At 47.6% G+C, this 18,175-nt stretch carries 16 protein-coding genes, 1 tRNA gene and 1 other annotated feature; all 17 genes read left to right on the forward strand.

Going from position 1 to position 18,175, the window contains the following annotated elements; genetic code table 11:
- The first annotated feature begins 39 nt into the window (after window positions 1-39).
- The 17 genes from SIC45_RS03610 to leuB all read left to right on the forward strand — a co-directional run bounded on the left by SIC45_RS03610 (window position 40) and on the right by leuB (window position 18,170).
- Window positions 40-1,389, forward strand: coding sequence for a TrkH family potassium uptake protein (locus SIC45_RS03610; protein ID WP_319631099.1), 1,350 nt, complete (start codon window positions 40-42; stop codon window positions 1,387-1,389).
- A 387-nt stretch (window positions 1,390-1,776) separates the two neighbouring features.
- Complete coding sequence (locus SIC45_RS03615) at window positions 1,777-2,388, forward strand: succinate dehydrogenase cytochrome b558 subunit (RefSeq protein ID WP_298783532.1); 612 nt, start codon at window positions 1,777-1,779, stop codon at window positions 2,386-2,388.
- Between the two features lie 39 nt (window positions 2,389-2,427).
- Complete coding sequence (sdhA, locus tag SIC45_RS03620) at window positions 2,428-4,206, forward strand: succinate dehydrogenase flavoprotein subunit (RefSeq protein WP_298783534.1); 1,779 nt, start codon at window positions 2,428-2,430, stop codon at window positions 4,204-4,206.
- Window positions 4,206-5,003: a succinate dehydrogenase iron-sulfur subunit gene (gene sdhB / locus SIC45_RS03625; protein WP_298783536.1), complete on the forward strand. Its 798-nt coding sequence runs from the start codon at window positions 4,206-4,208 to the stop codon at window positions 5,001-5,003. The genes sdhA and sdhB overlap by 1 nt, the downstream gene beginning before the upstream one ends.
- Window positions 5,004-5,348: 345 nt before the next feature.
- Window positions 5,349-5,612 carry a phosphocarrier protein HPr gene (locus SIC45_RS03630; RefSeq protein WP_298783538.1) on the forward strand — a complete coding sequence of 88 codons (264 nt, stop codon included), beginning with the start codon at window positions 5,349-5,351 and terminating at the stop codon, window positions 5,610-5,612.
- Window positions 5,612-7,333: a phosphoenolpyruvate--protein phosphotransferase gene (gene ptsP, locus SIC45_RS03635; RefSeq protein WP_298783540.1), complete on the forward strand. Its 1,722-nt coding sequence runs from the start codon at window positions 5,612-5,614 to the stop codon at window positions 7,331-7,333. The genes SIC45_RS03630 and ptsP overlap by 1 nt, the downstream gene beginning before the upstream one ends.
- Window positions 7,334-7,564: 231 nt before the next feature.
- A complete protein-coding gene (racE, locus tag SIC45_RS03640) occupies window positions 7,565-8,434 on the forward strand; it encodes a glutamate racemase (RefSeq protein WP_298783542.1) in 870 nt (289 codons plus the stop codon).
- Window positions 8,403-9,179: a ribonuclease PH gene (gene rph / locus SIC45_RS03645; protein WP_319631100.1), complete on the forward strand. Its 777-nt coding sequence runs from the start codon at window positions 8,403-8,405 to the stop codon at window positions 9,177-9,179. The genes racE and rph overlap by 32 nt, the downstream gene beginning before the upstream one ends.
- Window positions 9,179-9,775: an XTP/dITP diphosphatase gene (locus SIC45_RS03650; RefSeq protein WP_319631101.1), complete on the forward strand. Its 597-nt coding sequence runs from the start codon at window positions 9,179-9,181 to the stop codon at window positions 9,773-9,775. Before rph ends, SIC45_RS03650 begins: the two co-directional genes overlap by 1 nt.
- Before the next feature lie 41 nt (window positions 9,776-9,816).
- The gene (locus tag SIC45_RS03655) at window positions 9,817-10,347 is read left to right on the forward strand and encodes a metallophosphoesterase (protein ID WP_319631102.1); all 531 of its coding nucleotides are present in this window, start codon (window positions 9,817-9,819) and stop codon (window positions 10,345-10,347) included.
- Between the two features lie 73 nt (window positions 10,348-10,420).
- Window positions 10,421-10,497: transfer RNA gene (locus SIC45_RS03660), tRNA-Arg, on the forward strand.
- A 378-nt stretch (window positions 10,498-10,875) separates the two neighbouring features.
- Window positions 10,876-11,781, forward strand: coding sequence for a branched-chain-amino-acid transaminase (gene ilvE / locus SIC45_RS03665; RefSeq protein ID WP_298783551.1), 906 nt, complete (start codon window positions 10,876-10,878; stop codon window positions 11,779-11,781).
- Window positions 11,782-11,818: 37 nt separating this feature from the next.
- Window positions 11,819-12,071 (forward strand) — a binding site (T-box leader).
- Between the two features lie 134 nt (window positions 12,072-12,205).
- Window positions 12,206-13,933, forward strand: a complete 1,728-nt coding sequence (gene ilvB, locus SIC45_RS03670; RefSeq protein WP_298783553.1) for an acetolactate synthase large subunit — start codon at window positions 12,206-12,208, stop codon at window positions 13,931-13,933.
- Window positions 13,930-14,448 (forward strand): acetolactate synthase small subunit, encoded by a 519-nt coding sequence (ilvN, locus tag SIC45_RS03675; RefSeq protein WP_298783555.1) that lies wholly within the window; start codon window positions 13,930-13,932, stop codon window positions 14,446-14,448. The genes ilvB and ilvN overlap by 4 nt, the downstream gene beginning before the upstream one ends.
- A 30-nt stretch (window positions 14,449-14,478) precedes the next feature.
- A complete protein-coding gene (ilvC, locus tag SIC45_RS03680) occupies window positions 14,479-15,483 on the forward strand; it encodes a ketol-acid reductoisomerase (RefSeq protein WP_319631103.1) in 1,005 nt (334 codons plus the stop codon).
- A gap of 4 nt (window positions 15,484-15,487) precedes the next feature.
- Window positions 15,488-17,041, forward strand: a complete 1,554-nt coding sequence (locus SIC45_RS03685) for a 2-isopropylmalate synthase (RefSeq protein ID WP_298783559.1) — start codon at window positions 15,488-15,490, stop codon at window positions 17,039-17,041.
- Window positions 17,042-17,078: 37 nt separating this feature from the next.
- Window positions 17,079-18,170, forward strand: coding sequence for a 3-isopropylmalate dehydrogenase (gene leuB / locus SIC45_RS03690; RefSeq protein WP_319631104.1), 1,092 nt, complete (start codon window positions 17,079-17,081; stop codon window positions 18,168-18,170).
- The last annotated feature ends 5 nt before the right edge of the window (window positions 18,171-18,175 follow it).

Here is an 18,175-nt window from a genome sequence, read left to right on the forward strand (position 1 = left end):
CATGATATACTAATGCACGATTATGACGGAGGGACCGATATGAAAAATATTTTTGCAGAAAAAATGACACCATTTCGCATGATCATCGGTGCCTACGTTTTTTCAATGCTGTTGTTCAGTTTACTGCTCTGGCTGCCAATTTCACATCAGCCGGGGCATGAATTAACATATATCGAAGCTTTGTTTACCTCAGTATCCGCCGTCAGCGTAACAGGACTGACAGTGATTCAGGTGTCTGACACTCTGAGCTCTGTCGGGATTGCGTTTTTAGCACTGGCGATGCAGGTGGGCGGCATTGGAATTATGTCTCTGGGCACGTTTGTGTGGATGGTTTTTGGAAGAAAAATTAATTTATCCCAGCGGTTACTGATTATGGTGGACCAGAATCAGTATAAGTTTTCGGGAATGGTCAAGCTGATGAGAAACATCCTGCTGCTTGCTTTAGGTATTGAAGCCATGGGGATGCTGATACTTGGTACATACTTTCTTCGTTATTTTGATTCGACGTGGGAAGCTTATTATCAGGGCGGCTTTGCCGCGCTTAGTGCTTTTACCAATGCCGGCTTTGACGTCACAGGGCAATCGCTCATCCCTTTTGCTGAAGACTACTATGTCCTGTTTGTCGTCATCACTCTGATCTTTGCCGGGGCGATTGGCTTTCCGGTTCTGATGGAGGTCCGGGAATATCTGACAAACCGTGAGCGGTTTAATTTCAGCCTGTTTACGAAAGTGACGACTACGACGTACTTTCTCGTATTTGTGCTCGGGGCGGTCAGCATATGGGCACTAGAATTCGGCTTTTATTATGATGGTATGGCCTGGCATCAGCAGTTTTTCTTTTCGATGTTTAACTCAGCGACCACAAGAAGTGCCGGGTTGTCGGTAATGGATGTTTCGGCGTTTTCTATGCCGACGCTTCTTCTGATGTCGGGATTGATGGTTATCGGGGCGAGTCCATCGAGTGTCGGGGGAGGTATCCGGACGACCACCCTTGCTGTAATGTTTTTGACGATTCGGAGCTTTGCGCTTGGACGCTCGGATGTCAAAGTATTTAACCGCCAGATTGACCCGGAGGATAAACAGCGGACGTTTATTGTCATTTCCTTTTTTATTGTAGGTTTATTGGCTGCGATTACTCTAATCAGCGCCTTCGAACGCGGCAATGCAGAAGTGGAATTGATTGATATTATTTTTGAAACAAGCTCGGCCTTCGGAACCTGTGGGCTTTCGACCGGGCTGACAGATGATTTTTCCACCCCGAGTCACGTGCTGCTCATGTGCCTGATGTTCATCGGACGGGTGGGAATCCTGGTGTTTTTATTCTCAGTGAAAAAGAAAGAAACAAAATCGCATTATAGATATCCAACGGAACGCATAATTATTGGATAGCCGGAGAGGGAATTCTCCGGCTTTCTTTATTGCATGGGAAGTGAATCGTATAAAAGATGAATAATATACATTTAAGATGCTGTATACGTTTTCTTGACGGGTAATTTTAGGGGGAGTACAATTAACGTAACGTTTCGTACAATTCCCTGAATATTTCTTTTCGATTTTGTGACTAATTGGTTGTATCGTGCATGCATATGCATTTTGCAAAAGGGAAAAGAGGCAGGAGACACAGCCGGCACACGAGTACATAGAAAACAGGAGACTGTAATTCTGTTTATTGTGCGGGCAGTGGAAAGTTCAGCAAGGGGGTAATGGAGCCGGAAAAGAAAGCAAGGCAGAAAAACAGGATGGAGAGAATTTTTATGCTAATGGAGGAGGATGAATATGGCTTTAAATAAGGAATTTGCCGCCCGGAGGCTGCACTCGCTTCTTGGTATTATTCCAATTGGACTATTTTTAATGCAGCACTTCGTAGTAAACCATTTCGCGACCAGGAGTGCTGAAGCTTTCAACGGAGCGGCTCACTTTATGGAAAATTTACCGTTTCGTATCTTTTTAGAGATGTTTCTCATTTATATTCCTATACTGTTTCACGGGATTTACGGACTTTTTATTGTATTTCAGGGCAAGGCGAATGCGAAGCGCTTTGGCTACTTTCGTAACTGGATGTACATTTTCCAGCGTATCACCGGGGTATTTCTGCTGGTGTTTATTACCTGGCACGTCTGGGATACATGGGTGCAGGCCCAGTTCTTCGGTGCTGAAGTAAACTATCAGATGATGGCTGATATCGTAGCGAATCCTTGGATGCTCGCATTTTACATCGTAGGTATCCTGTCTGCCACATTCCACTTTTCAAACGGTTTATGGTCATTTTTGGTTACATGGGGTATTACGGTTACGCCAAAAGCCCAATTGGCTGCAACATATTTCACTTTGTTCGTTTTCGTAGCGATGTCTGTGATTGGCCTTCGTGCTATTTTCGCATTCGTATAAGATCGGTTTTTTAATAAACTAAAGGAGTGAAACATCCGCATGAGTAATGGAAAAGTTATTGTCGTAGGCGGAGGACTGGCAGGACTGATGGCAACAATCAAGGCCGCTGAAGCAGGTTCTCAGGTGGACTTGTTTTCAATTGTACCGGTAAAACGTTCTCACTCTGTCTGTGCTCAGGGCGGCATGAACGGGGCCGTCAATACAAAAGGTGAAGGTGACTCTCCGTGGGAGCACTTTGATGATACTGTATACGGGGGCGACTTCCTGGCAAACCAGCCTCCGGTAAAAGCTATGACAGAAGCGGCTCCGGGGATCATTCACCTGATGGACCGCATGGGCGTTATGTTCAACCGGACTCCGGAAGGACTGCTCGACTTCCGCCGTTTTGGCGGCACCCAGTTCCACCGTACGGCTTACGCCGGAGCAACGACTGGCCAGCAGCTGCTGTACGCGCTGGACGAGCAGGTTCGCCGTTATGAAGTAGAAGGGCTTGTCAATAAATACGAGGGATGGGAATTTCTTTCGGCTATTCTGGATGAGGAGCAGGCCTGTAAAGGCATTGCCGCTCAAAACCTGCGCTCGATGGAAATTGAAACGTTCCGGGCTGATGCAATCATTATGGCTACGGGCGGCCCTGGCATCATTTTCGGTAAATCCACGAACTCCATGATCAACACCGGCTTTGCCGCCTCATCGCTTTACCTGCAGGGCGTCAATTATGCCAACGGTGAATTTATCCAGATTCACCCGACTGCAATCCCCGGCGATGATAAGCTCCGGCTGATGAGTGAATCTGCGCGTGGGGAAGGCGGACGCATCTGGACATACAAAGACGGCAAACCATGGTACTTCCTTGAGGAAAAATACCCGGCGTACGGTAACCTCGTTCCGCGGGACATTGCCACGCGTGAAATCTTTGATGTCTGTGTTAACCAGAAGCTGGGTATTAATGGGGAAAACATGGTCTATCTGGATCTTTCCCATAAAGATCCGCATGAACTCGATGTAAAGCTTGGCGGGATTATGGAAATCTATGAAAAGTTCATGGGTGATGATCCGCGGAAGGTGCCAATGAAAATCTTCCCAGCTGTCCACTATTCGATGGGCGGCATGTGGGTTGACTATAACCAAATGACAAACATTCCGGGTATTTTCGCTGCCGGGGAGTGTGACTATACTCAGCACGGCGGTAACCGACTCGGAGCAAACTCCCTGCTTTCCTCTATATACGGCGGGATGGTTGCCGGGCCGAACGCGGTGGAGTATGCCAACAGTCTGGAAAAATCAGCGGAAGATCTTTCTTCTTCGCTTTTTGAAACAAAGAAACAGGAAGAGCAGCAGGAGTTCGACAGGATTATGAACATGAACGGCACCGAAAATGCCTACGCGCTTCATAACGAACTCGGGGAATGGATGACAAACAATATGACTGTGGTCCGGGAAAATGATAAACTGCTCGAAACAGATGATAAACTCCAGGAGCTTCTTGAGCGTTGGGAGAACATTAACATGCACGACAGCTCCAAATGGAATAACCATGCTGCAATGTTTACCCGCCAGCTTAAAGGAATGATCCACCTGGCCCGCGTGATGACGCTCGGAGCTTATCACCGTAATGAAAGCCGCGGTGCCCACTATAAACCGGAGTTTCCGGAACGTAATGATGAAGACTTCCTGAAAACCACGAAGGCTAAATACAATCCGCAAACCAATCATCCGGAATTTGAGTACGAAGAGGTTGACACGTCGCTGATTAAGCCGAGAAAACGGGATTATTCCCAAGGAAAAGCATCTTCAGAGAAGGGAGCAAGTAACTAATGAGTGATGCACAAGCGCAAGAAACGCGTAACGCAGAAGAAACCGACACAAAAAAAGTGAAGTTTATTATCACCCGTCAGGATGACCCGGAGAGTCCTTCCTATGATCAGGAGTTTGAAGTTCCCTACAGAGAAAACATGAACGTTATCTCCGCCCTGATGGAGATCCGCAGAAATCCGGTCGACAGCCAGGGCAACCAGGCGAATCCGGTTGTCTGGGATATGAACTGTCTCGAGGAAGTATGCGGCGCCTGTTCGATGATTGTTAACGGTACAGCCCGCCAGTCCTGTACGGCCCTGATTGATCAGCTTGAACAGCCGATCCGTCTGGAGCCGATGAAAACATTCCCGGTAATGAGAGACCTTCAGGTGGACAGAAGCCGGATGTTTGATTCCCTGAAAAAGGTTAAAGCATGGATTCCGATCGACGGTACGTACGATCTTGGTCCAGGGCCGAGAATGGCAGAAAATAAGCGCCAGTGGTCGTATGAGCTTTCCAAGTGCATGACGTGCGGCGTGTGCCTCGAGGCCTGCCCGAACGTAAACGATGACTCTTCATTTATCGGTCCTGCAGCTATTTCCCAGGTTCGCCTGTTCAACTCCCATCCAACAGGGGAAATGAACAAATCCGAGCGTCTGGAAGCCTTGATGGGTGAAGGCGGGATCAGTGGATGCAGTAATGCCCAAAACTGTGTGGAAGTATGTCCGAAGGGGATCCCTTTAACAACCTCCATTGCTGCCATGAACCGTGAAACAAATATCCAGTCGTTTAAAAACTTTTTTGGCGGCGGAAATTAATTGATAAAAGGGCAGCCTCCGGGCTGTCTTTTTATTTCATGTTTTATGTGAATTATAGGTTCGCCGTACCCGGCAAAAAGGCTAGGAAAGCCTGATGGGGTCCTGCAGGAGAAACCGCTGCGTCTATTCTTGTTTCCCGTAAATCAGAGTGGTACAATATAAAAGTATTTTACATACTGAAACCGCTTATAATAGCAGTGCACTACGCTCCAGGGTTATAGGAGCAGTTCGCAGTTGCGACTTTATTAAGGGTGAAGTACAATATAAAAAGCCTGCTTTCTAGAAAAGCGCACATGTTGAGCGCTTTTTAGTGAAAGCGATCTATATTGAAAAGGGGTATAAATCATGCAGGAAAAAACATTTACTATTACAAACGAAACAGGAATCCACGCGCGTCCGGCGACGCAGCTCGTAAACAAAGCCGGCCAGTTTTCTTCAGATATTTCTTTAGAATACAACGGCAAATCCGTAAACCTGAAATCGATCATGGGCGTTATGTCTCTCGGCGTTGGAAAAGGATCCGAAGTAACGGTTAAAATTGAAGGTAATGACGAAGAAGATGCCATGGAAGCAGTGGATCAAGTGATTAAAGAAGGGCTTGGGGAATAATGAGTGCCAGCCTGACCGGAATTGCTGCCTCAAAAGGAATAGCAATTGCAAAAGCTTTCCTTTTGGAACAACCGGAATTGGATGTAAGTAAAAAACCGGTGGATAACGCCCAGGACGAAATCACAAGATTTAAAGAAGCAGTCCAGGAGTCCAAGCAGGAGCTTCAGGTTATTAAAGAAAAAACACTTCAGGACATGGGAGAAGACCAGGCTGAGATTTTTTCTGCACATATGCTCGTACTGGAAGACCCTGAGATTATGGACGGTGTCTCCAGTAAAATTACGGAGGAGAGTGCCAATGCAGAATATGCTCTCAGTGAAGTAGCGAACATGTATGTAGATATGTTTGAGAACATGGATAATGAATACATGAAAGAACGTGCTGCGGACATCCGGGACGTATCCAAGCGTGTACTCATGCATTTGTTTGGACTCGAAAATACCAGTCTGGCAACGATTGATCAGGAAGTTATCGTTATTGCTGATGATCTGACCCCTTCTGATACTGCTCAACTCAATGAATATGTGAAGGGCTTTGCTACAGACATCGGCGGTCGTACTTCCCATTCTGCGATTATGGCCAGATCGATGGAAATTCCAGCTGTAGTGGGAACGAAAGAAGCAACAGACACGATTAATCAGGACGATCTTTTAATTGTTGACGGCCTTGAGGGCCGGGTGGTCATCAACCCAAGTGATGATGAAGTGCAGGAGTATAAAGAGAAGCTGGAGCAGTTTAACCGCCAGAAAGAAGAATGGGCAAAGCTGGTCAATGAACCAACAAAAACAGAAGATGGTCATACGGTGGAATTAGCGGCTAACATTGGCACCCCGAATGACCTCGACGGTGTTTTATCCAACGGTGCTGAAGGCATCGGTTTGTACCGGACAGAGTTTTTGTATATGGGCAGAAACGAGCTTCCTTCCGAAGAAGAGCAGTTTGAAGCTTATAAAGAAGTGCTTGAGCGTATGGAAGGAAAGCCAGTCGTTATACGTACGCTTGATATCGGCGGTGACAAGGAGCTTCCTTATCTGGACCTGCCAAAGGAAATGAACCCGTTTCTCGGCTTTCGTGCGATCCGGCTCTGCCTCGAAGAGAAGGATATGTTCCGCACGCAGCTCCGTGCCCTGCTGAGGGCCAGCTCTTTTGGGAAATTAAAAATTATGTTCCCGATGGTGGCAACAGTAGAAGAAGTGCGTGAAGCAAAATCGATGCTTGCAGAAGCTAAGAAAGAACTGCAGGATGAAAACATCGAGGTTTCCGGGGATATTGAAGTGGGGATTATGGTAGAGATCCCTTCCACAGCAGCAGCAGCAGAGATTTTTGCTAAAGAAGTGGATTTCTTCAGTATTGGGACAAACGACTTGATCCAATACACTCTGGCTGCAGACCGGATGAGCGAAAAAGTAGCTCATTTGTATCAGCCTTATCACCCGGCGATTCTTCGTTTAGTTAAAAATGTGATCGATGCCGCTCATAAAGAAGGCAAATGGGCAGGCATGTGCGGCGAAATGGCCGGCGAGCCTGTAGCGGTCCCTCTTCTTCTGGGACTCGGATTGGATGAATTCAGCATGAGTGCCACCTCGGTACTTCCAGCAAGAACCCAGCTCCGCTCGTTGAAAAAAACGGACGCAGAGGGTCTTGTAGAGGAAGCAATGAAATGTTCTACAGCAGATGAAATTGCTGAACTTGTTGAAAACAGAGGCTTTGTCATTCAATAAACTGAAAGCAGGAAAACAAAAAGCCTGGAACCGTTGGTAGGTTCCAGGCTTTTTTGTGGGTGATGAAACGTATATTTTCTTGTATACTGAAAAAGTTAATGTTCTTCAGCTGAAAAAGCTTTGAACGGAATTTATAAAATTGTCAGCAGCTCCGGAACTGCACAGAAGATATCAGATAGTCTGTTTGGTTCCAACCCGGATAACAAGTTCTGAAAATGGAGAGAAGCAAACATGAAACAACCTATTGGCGTTATCGATTCAGGTCTTGGAGGCCTTACTGTGGCCCGCGAAATTTTAAGGCAGCTGCCGAAAGAAGAAATGATATACATAGGGGATACTGCAAGGTGTCCATACGGGCCCCGTCCGATTGAGGAAGTAAGGGAGTTTACCTGGCAGATGATTGCAAGGCTGCAGTCTGAAAATATCAAAATGCTTGTGATTGCGTGCAACACAGCAACAGCTGTAGTGCTTGAAGAAGTAAAGCAAATTTTGGATATTCCAGTCGTAGGGGTGATTACACCCGGGGCTATATCAGCGTTGAAGGTCACCAAAACAGATCAGGTGGCCGTGATTGGAACCAGCGGCACTGTAAAAAGCGGTGCCTATGAGCGGGCGTTAAAATCTATTAATGAAGATGTGGAAGTTACGTCACTTGCCTGTGTACCGTTCGTTCCGCTCGTGGAGCAGGGACAGTGCGGGGGCAGAGCTGTTCTTGATATTGTAAAGCAGACGCTGCGGCCGCTAAAGTACGCTTCGTATGATACGCTGATTTTAGGGTGTACTCATTATCCGCTGCTCGAAGGTGTGATTCAGGAGGCAGTGGGTCCGGACATTCAGTTAATCTCCTCTGGTGATGAAACAGCCAGGGAAGTAAGCACACTGCTTAATTATCATGAAACGTTAAATACGGGAGAAATCCCTCCGTTTCACAGGTTTTACACTACCGGGCCCGAAAAAGAATTTCGGAGCATAGCAAACCAATGGATGGATCAGCAGATAGAACATGTAGTATCTATTCGACTTGATAGTGACGACCGGTTTGCCGGGAGTGAAAAGAAAGGAAGATTACATGAATCGATTGGACGGAAGGGAATGGAATGAGCTTCGTTCTATTCAAATTGAAACAGATTATTTAAAGCATCCGGAGGGTTCGGTACTGATATCCTTTGGTGACACAAAAGTAATTTGTACAGCGAGTATTGAAGAGCGTGTCCCACCTTTTATGCGTGGGGAAAAGAGGGGTTGGATCGCAGCCGAATACTCGATGCTCCCAAGAGCAACAGAAACCCGTAATATCCGGGAAGCGGCCCGGGGCAAGCTTACCGGAAGAACGATGGAAATCCAGCGCTTAATCGGACGGGCTCTTCGGGCGGTAGTGGATCTGAAGCTCCTGGGAGAGCGGACTATCTGGATTGACTGCGACGTGATTCAGGCAGACGGGGGAACGCGTACAGCTTCAGTAACAGGGGCTTTTATTGCTCTTGCTATGGCTGTGCAGTCCTACCATGAGAAGGGAAAATTTAAAGGCTTCCCTATTACGGATTACTTAGCAGCTGTTTCCGTAGGCCTTAACGCTGACCAGGAAACCATCCTCGACCTTGCCTATGCAGAAGATTCTCAGGCAAATGTGGATATGAATGTAGTAATGACGGGAAAAGGCGAGTATGTAGAAGTACAGGGCACAGGCGAAGAAGCTTCGTACACAAGAGAACAGCTCAATAACATGCTCGACTCCGCAGAGGCGGGAATGCATGAAATCATTCAGCTTCAAAAGCAGGTTATCGGGCCCGCGGCAGCTTCTATTCAGGAGAACTTTGCAGATGATGGAAGCGGAAGGGAGTTATAATGAATACTGTAGTAATAGCTACAAAGAATCCAGGAAAAGTAAAAGAGTTTGAACACATGTTTGGCAGCGGGTATAAAGTGGAATCGTTACTGGAGAAAAATATTGATGATATTCCAGAAACCGGCGCCACCTTTGAAGAAAATGCGATTATTAAAGCAGAGGCTGTAAGAGATCATCTCAACTGCACGGTGGTTGCAGACGATTCCGGTCTGGAGATTGACGCCTTAGACGGGCGTCCGGGTGTTTACTCCGCACGTTATGCGGGAGAAGAAAAAGATGATGAAGCGAATATAGAGAAAGTGTTACATGAAATGAAGCAGGTGCCCCGCGGCGGGCGCAGTGCCCGTTTTGTGTGTGTACTGGCTGTGGCATTTCCGGATGGCAGCGTTCATACATTTACGGGAACATGTGAAGGGGAAATAGCAGAAGCGAAAGCTGGAGATAACGGATTCGGCTACGATCCCGTCTTTTATCTGCCAGATTACGGAAAAACGATGGCGGAGCTGACCGTAGAAGAAAAGCACCGCATCAGCCATCGGGGCAAGGCGCTTGAAAGATTGCGCGTCCAGGGACAAAATCTTCTGCAGGACGACTGAAAATAATTTTTGCGAATCATAGAGAGTTGGAGGCAGAATGAATGGACATTTTAGTAGTAAGCGACAATCATGGAAGTGAAGAAGTATTAAAGCAGGTGCTCGACCGTCATCAGGGCGGGGTGAGTGCTGTACTGCATTGCGGAGATTCGGAAGCCTCACCGGAAAATAATCTCCTGAACGATGTGCATATCGTTCAGGGAAATGTGGACAGTCCGGGAAACTTTCCTGATGAATTAACAGTAAATGTAGGCCATATAAAAACGTATCTTACTCACGGACATTTATATCAGGTGAAAACGTCTTATGCTTCACTCTTTTCCAAGGCTGAAGAGATTAATGCAGACCTGGTTTGTTCCGGGCATACTCACGTAGCGGGAGCGTTTGAAGAGGACGGAACGATTTTTGTGAATCCAGGAAGCCTGCTGCTGCCGCAGGAGCGTCCTGAGCAGACCTATGCTATCGTAAATGTCTCTAACCAGGGCCAGTCGATCAACGTCCATTTTTATGAAAGAGAGTCAGGCAGCGAGCTTCTTGAACTTTCGCAAAGCTTTCCGTTTCCAGAGGGAGAATAAAATCCCTCTGGAAACCTTTATTGACTTTTAGGAGAAAATATTTTAACATAATAAATGTCGCAAAAATACAGATGTCCCAGTAGCTCAGCTGGATAGAGCAACAGCCTTCTAAGCTGTAGGCCGCAGGTTCGAGTCCTGCCTGGGACACCATTTCCTAATTAATAATATGCCAAGAGACAGAAGAGGACTTCCTCTCCTGTCTCTTTTTATTTATTTCACCCAGGCTGGAAGGGAAGGCGGAGCGAACCCAGAAAATGCTTCAGGGAGGCCTTTGCTCCTGCTTTAAAAGAAATAGTGTCAGGTTATATTGCAAGATCGTGGACAATAAATCTTATATCTGATGCAGAAGTACAAATTATCTAAAAAGTTTCTGCAAAATGGTTGACCATAAACTGTATTCGGCGTAATATATACGTCAAACGTTAAAAATGTATTCAGAGAAAGAACATTTGCCTTTTGAGGGTGTACACGTTACCGTGTTCATTAACAGGGCAGACGATAGATTGAAGGGACGCAGAGGTGATATCAGTGGCGGAACAATGGATATTTATGGACGGAGAGTTCGTCAAAAAGGAAGATGCCAAAATCTCCGTATATGATCATGGTTTTTTATACGGTGACGGTGTTTTTGAAGGCATTCGCGTATATAACGGAAATATTTACAAACTGGATGAACACCTCTTGCGTTTATATCACTCTGCAAAATCGATTATGCTTGATATCCCTCAATCGAAGGAAGATATGACGGAAATTATCAGGCAGACACTGCAGAAAAATAAACTCGAAGATGCTTATATCCGGCTTGTTGTTTCAAGGGGTGTAGGGAATCTTGGCCTGGATCCGGCATCGTGTGCAAACCCTTCTATTATAGTTATAGCAGAGGAGCTGGCAATCTATCCAAAGGAATTTTACGAGCATGGCCTCGAAATTGTGACAGTTGCTACCCGGCGGAACCGGCCGGATGTATTAAGCCCAAAAGTGAAATCATTAAATTATTTGAATAATATACTGGTGAAGATGGAAGCAAGCCTTGCAGGGGTCAGCGAAGCGTTAATGCTTAACGATCAGGGCTATGTGGCCGAAGGCTCCGCAGACAATATCTTTATTATTAGAAACGGTGTGCTGATGACACCGCCGGGTTACATTGGGGCTTTAGAGGGCATCACCCGGCAGGCGATTCTGGAAATGGCTGAGGATATGGGGTATGACGTGCGCGAAGAAGCGTTTACGAGACATGATGTCTATACTGCAGAAGAAGTGTTTCTGACCGGAACAGCTGCAGAAGTCATTGCTGTGGTAAAGGTAGATGGAAGAGTGATCGGCGATGGCCAGCCGGGAGAAGAGACAAACCGGCTTTTGCGCGCTTTCAGACAAAAGGTTGTGGAAGACGGAGTAAAAGTTTATTCAGACAATTCACGCATAGAGATTGGCTAATTGCCTGATTACATGTACAATATAATTAAATAGTATTGATAAATCGACGACAGGGACCAGTAAATAACAGATTTTCCTTCACAGAGAGCTGCCGCAGCTGAAAGAGCAGCAGGAAATCGTATTGAACTCCCCCTTGAGAGCCTCCCTGAACCCAAGTAAGGAAGGCCGGATGCCTACACGGCCTCCGTTATGGCAAACCGAACCGCAAAAACGGTTCTTAAGGCAATAAGTGCGAGCTTATTGTAAAAAAGGGTGGTACCGTGAAAAGCAGACGTCTTTTCGCCCCTTTAGAGCAGCAGCAGCTGTCTATTGGAGGTGAAAGGGCGTTTTTTATTATCCGGAGAAGTCCTTTTTAAAGGTGGCGGCATGGCATTGACGCAGGCATGGAGAAAAAAGTGATTTGAGTATAAAAGGAGGAGCGAGTATGAACACAAGAGTGAGAGAAGTAAAAGGGCGTGAATTGAAAGACGAAAACCAGGAAATGAGTGGCTCAAGCATGCTGATCCAGGCTTTGGCCCGGGAAAATGTAGATACCATTTTCGGCTATCCCGGCGGAGCTATTCTTCCAACGTATGATGAAATCTACCGTACCGGTATCCGCCATATCCTCTCCCGGCATGAGCAGGGCGCTATTCATGCAGCAGAGGGGTACGCAAGAGTTTCAGGGAAGCCCGGTGTGTGTGTAGTAACATCAGGCCCTGGAGCTACAAATGTGGTAACCGGCATTGCCGACGCCATGATTGACTCTCTTCCTCTTGTGGTTGTGACTGGCCAGGTAGCAACATCGGTAATCGGTACGGATGCTTTCCAGGAAGCGGATATTCTGGGTATCACGATGCCGATCACAAAGCACAATTTTCAGGCGCGGTCGGTGGAAGACCTTCCGCGAATCATCCGGGAAGCATTCCATATTGCCACTACCGGACGTCCGGGACCGGTCGTAATTGACCTTCCTAAAGACGTATCCATTGCCTCCGGAATGTTTCATTACGATGATGAGCCGAACCTTCCCGGATATCAGCCGACATATACGCCAAACAAGCTTCAGATCCGCAAGCTTGCTGAAGCGGTAACGAAAGCGAAGCGCCCGGTTATTCTGTCAGGAGCAGGCATTCTGCATGCCGGCGCTTCTCCGGAACTGCTTGAATTTGTCGAACAGCAGCAGATCCCGGTTGCCTCTACACTTCTTGGGCTTGGCGGGTTTCCCGGCACTCATGAACTGGCACTCGGCATGGCGGGTATGCATGGGACGTACGCAGCCAATATGGCCCTCCATGAAGCCGACCTGCTTATCAATATAGGCGCCCGCTTCGACGACCGTGTCACCGGTAATTTGGAACACTTTGCCCCGCAGGCAACAGTTGCCCATATTGACGTTGATCCGGCAGAAATAGGTAAAATCATTGAAACGCATATTCCGGTTGTGGGAGACGCCAAAGAAGCATTGCGCCTGTTAAACGAAGTGAATCCGAAGCCGGGCGAAAGCGTGCGCTGGAGAATGAAAGTGGACGAATGGCAGCAGGAGTTTCCGCTCTGGTACAAGGAAGGCTCTGAGTATATTAAACCGCAGAAGCTTACAGAGCTTGTTTACGAAAAAACCAACGGTGAAGCAATTATCACGACAGATGTCGGTCAGCACCAAATGTGGGCTGCCCAGTACTACAAATTCGATCATCCGAACGCCTGGGTGACAAGCGGCGGTCTCGGAACGATGGGCTTTGGTTTTCCGGCTGCTATCGGTGCCCAGTTTGCCGAACCGGATCGTCAGGTAGTGGCTATTCTTGGAGATGCCGGCTTCCAGATGACAATGCAGGAGCTTTCCATTCTGCAGGAGCTGAATCTTCCGGTAAAGGTGCTTCTGGTCAACAACGCATCGCTCGGTATGGTCCGCCAGTGGCAGCAGCTTTTCTATGAAGAGCGGTATTCCAACTCCCTGTTTCCAATCCAGCCGGATTTCGTGAAGATGGCGGAAGCGTATGATATTAAAGGATATAAAATTACCGACGAAAATGAAGTGGCAGGAGTGCTTGAAGAAGCATTCAACTACAACGGCCCGGTGCTTATTGACTGCAGAGTACACGAAGAAGAAAACGTGTATCCGATGATCGCTCCCGGACAGGGGCACCATCAAATGGAAGGAGTGAAACCATGAGGCGGACCATTACAGCGACAGTAAACAACACAACAGGAGTGATGAACCGCATTACCGGTCTCTTTGCCCGCCGTCATTTCAATATCGAAAGCATCACAGTCGGAATGACGGAAAACCCGGAAGTGTCTAGAATGACATTTGTGGTCAATGTGAGCGACCAGCGGGGGCTCGACCAGGTCATCAAGCAGCTGAATAAGCAGGTGGATGTATTAAAAGTCCGTGATATTACCGATGAAGCGATTGTAGCCAGAGAGCTTGCGATGATTAAAGTCATGACAGGCTCCGGCCAGCGTGGAGAAATATCGGATTTAATTGCACCGTTCCGGGCTACAGTTATCGATGTGGGCAGAGAGAGTGTCACGATTCAAGTGACCGGAGACACACCAAAGGTGGAAGCACTCATCGATCTGTTAAGGCCTTACGGCATTAAAGAAATGGCCCGCACGGGTGTAACAGCCTTTCAACGGGCAACGAAAAAAAGCAGTGATCAAACCAGGTATTCCATTATTAATTAATGAGTATTCATAAAAGGAGAGGTTCCAGCAATGGCAAAGGTATTTTATAACAACGATGTAAATGAGGCAGCACTACAGGAGAAAACAGTAGCAATCGTAGGGTATGGCTCACAGGGCCACGCCCACGCACAAAACCTGAGGGAAAGCGGCGTTCACGTTATCATTGGGCTCCGTAAAGGAAAGTCTTGGGACAAGGCCTCGGAGGATGGATTTGAAGTATATTCTGTAAAAGAAGCGTCGGCGAAAGCAGACGTTATCATGATCCTGCTTCCGGATGAGTATCAGCCGGCGATTTACACAGAAGAAATCAAGCCGGAGCTTAAAGCTGGAAAAGCGATTGCATTTGCGCATGGCTTTAATATTCATTTCAGCCAGATTGTGCCGCCGGAAGACGTGGACGTATTCATGGTAGCACCGAAAGGGCCGGGACATATTGTGCGTCGGACATTTGAACAGGGCGCCGGAGTACCTGCTCTGTATGCTGTGTATCAGGATGCAAGTGGAAACGCCACAAACTCTGCGCTTGCTTATGCAAAACAAATCGGTGCGGGACGTGCCGGAATTCTGGAAACATCGTTCCAGGAAGAGACCGAAACGGACCTTTTCGGAGAGCAGGCTGTTCTTTGCGGCGGAACGTCCGCACTTGTTAAAGCCGGATTTGAAACGCTTGTTGAAGCCGGGTATCAGCCGGAGATTGCATATTTTGAGTGCCTGCACGAACTGAAACTGATCGTCGATCTGATGTATGAAGGCGGCCTTGAAGGCATGCGCTATTCCATTTCAGACACGGCTCAGTGGGGAGATTTTCAGGCTGGACCGCGCATCGTAACGGAAGATACCAAACAGGCGATGAAAGGTATTCTGACCGATATTCAAACCGGCCGTTTTGCTAAAGGATGGATTGCAGAAAACCAGGCGAACCGTCCAGAGTTCAACGCTACCAATGCCCGTGAGAGAAATCACCTCGTTGAGCAGGTGGGCCGCGAACTCCGCGAAATGATGCCGTTTGTTAACCCAAATTCCAAGGGAGTGTAATGCTGTGAAAAACATTAACGTTTTCGATACGACGCTTCGAGATGGAGAGCAGACGCCGGGCGTCAACCTGAACTTTGAAGAAAAGCTTCAAATTGCGAAACAGCTCGAACGTCTGGGTGTTGATATTATTGAAGCGGGGTTTCCAGCCGCTTCTAAAGGCGATCTTCGTTCTGTGAAGGAAATTGCGGATACTGTCAAAAACAGTTCAGTAACCGGGCTGTCCCGCGCCCTGACTTCTGATATCGATGCCTGCTGGGAAGCGTTAAAGGGAGGGGCAGAGCCAAGAATCCACGTATTTTTGGCCACGTCCCCGATCCATCGTGAGCATAAGCTCCACATGACTCAGGAACAGGTGATTGAGACAGCAGTTAAAGCGGTACGCTATGCAAAAGAGCGTTTTTCCAAGGTCCAGTTTTCAGCAGAGGACGCCTGCCGGACAGAGCTTCCATTTCTGGCGGAAGTGGTCGAAGCAGTCATTGACGCCGGAGCAGATGTAGTAAACCTGCCGGACACGGTCGGATTTATCATGCCGGAGGAGATCCGCAGCATGTTCCGCTATATTAAAAACGAAGTGCCAAACGCAGATAAAGCTGTACTGTCGGCTCACTGTCATGACGATCTCGGCATGGCGACTGCCAATTCTCTGGCCGCTGTCGAAGGTGGCGCGGAGCAGGTGGAATGTACAATTAACGCTGTCGGGGAACGTGCCGGTAATGCTTCTTTGGAAGAAATTGCTGTAGCTCTTCATATCCGGAATGATTTTTACGGTAAATCCACTAACATTACGCTGAACGAAATTAAACGGACAAGCAGTCTTGTCAGTTCACTCATGGGTATGCAGGTGCCAAACAATAAAGCCGTGGTCGGCGACAACGCATTTGCCCATGAATCCGGTATTCATCAGGATGGCGTACTGAAAGAAACATCCACGTATGAAATTATTACGCCGGAGCTCGTCGGTGTAGAAGCGAACCGGATGGTACTTGGTAAGCTTTCCGGACGTCATGCCTTTAAAGAAAAGATTATTTCTCTCGGCTATAACGCGACCGAAGAAGAGATCAATAAAGTGTTCAAATCCTTTAAAGAACTCGCAGATAAGAAAAAAGAAATTACAAATGAAGATATTTTTGCATTAATGGCCGATGAAAAAGCCGGTGATGCAATGAAGTATTATTCTCTTGAAACACTGCAGGTGACGTACGGGACGTCAAATATTCCGACGGCTACGGTTACAGTGCTGGACCAGGCAGGAGAGCGTATTGAAAACGCGGGTACTGGTTCTGGAAGCGTGGAGGCCCTTTACAACACGCTTGAAAAAATTGTAGGGGAAGGCTTCACGCTCCAGGATTACCGTATCCAGTCCACTACCGGCGGCCGTGATGCGCTGGCAGAAGTATTCGTGCGGCTGGCATTTGAGGAAACGGAATCCAGTGGACGCGGAACGGATAACGACGTACTTGAAGCTTCCGCAAAAGCTTATATTAACGCCGTGAACCGTGTGTTAAACCAGCGTCGTGCAGAAAACCAGCCTAAAGTAGCAAATATATCCACGCCATAAAATAATTACTGAAGCAGCGGACAAGGGAGAGATCGAAATGGAAAAAAAGATTGCGATCCTGCCCGGTGACGGTATCGGACGGGAAGTAGTAGAGGCAGCAGTACAGGTGCTCAAGCAGATTGAAACATCGTTTAACCATTCATTTACATTTGAATATGCAGATATTGGCGGAGGAGCAGTGGATGATTACGGTGATCCGCTCCCTGCTCATACGCTCGATATTTGTAAAAAAAGCGACGCCATTCTGCTTGGTGCAGTCGGAGGCCCGGCGTGGGACCACCTTCCGGGAGAAAAGCGCCCGGAAAAAGGACTGCTGCGCATTCGCAAAGAGTTAGGACTGTTTGCCAATCTGCGCCCGGTCCGCAGTTTCAAAAGCTTGCTGCACAGTTCACCCCTGCGTGAAGAAGTGATTGACGGAGTCGATGTAATGATTGTCCGGGAATTAACCGGAGGGCTTTATTTCGGGGAGCCAAGAGAACGACGGATAATCGACGGCGAAGAAGCAGCGGTGGACACCTTGGTTTATAAAAAATCAGAAATCCGGAGAATTGTTCAGCAGGCCTTTGAAATTGCCCGTTTACGCACGCGAAAAGTAATATCAGTCGATAAAGCGAATGTTCTTGAATCCAGCCGCCTGTGGCGGGAAACAGCTGAAGAAGCAGCCAAAGACTACCCGGATGTGGAGCTTGAGCATATGCTCGTGGATAACGCGGCCATGCAGATTATGTATGATCCGAAAAAGCTCGACGTCATCGTTACGGAAAATATGTTCGGGGATATTTTAAGCGATGAAGCATCGATGCTGACAGGATCGCTCGGTATGCTGCCATCTGCAAGTATGGGCAGTGAAAAGCCTGCTTTGTATGAGCCGGTCCACGGATCGGCCCCTGACATCGCCGGACAGGGGACAGCGAATCCTCTGGCCACGATCGCTTCGAGTGCAATGATGCTGAAATATTCCTTTGAGCTCCAGCGGGAATCAGATGCAGTGGAGGAAGCGATTGAGCAGGTCCTCTTAGAGGGACTGCTTCCGGCAGACTTAAGCAGGGATAAAACATCTGCGGCCTCAACAGAAGAAGTTACAAAAGCCGTATGCAGTCACATTGCACGACTGGCAGGAAAATATTAAAAGGA

Origin of the sequence: Marinococcus sp. PL1-022 (assembly GCF_033845285.1) — a bacterium.
Lineage (GTDB): Bacteria > Bacillota > Bacilli > Bacillales > Marinococcaceae > Marinococcus.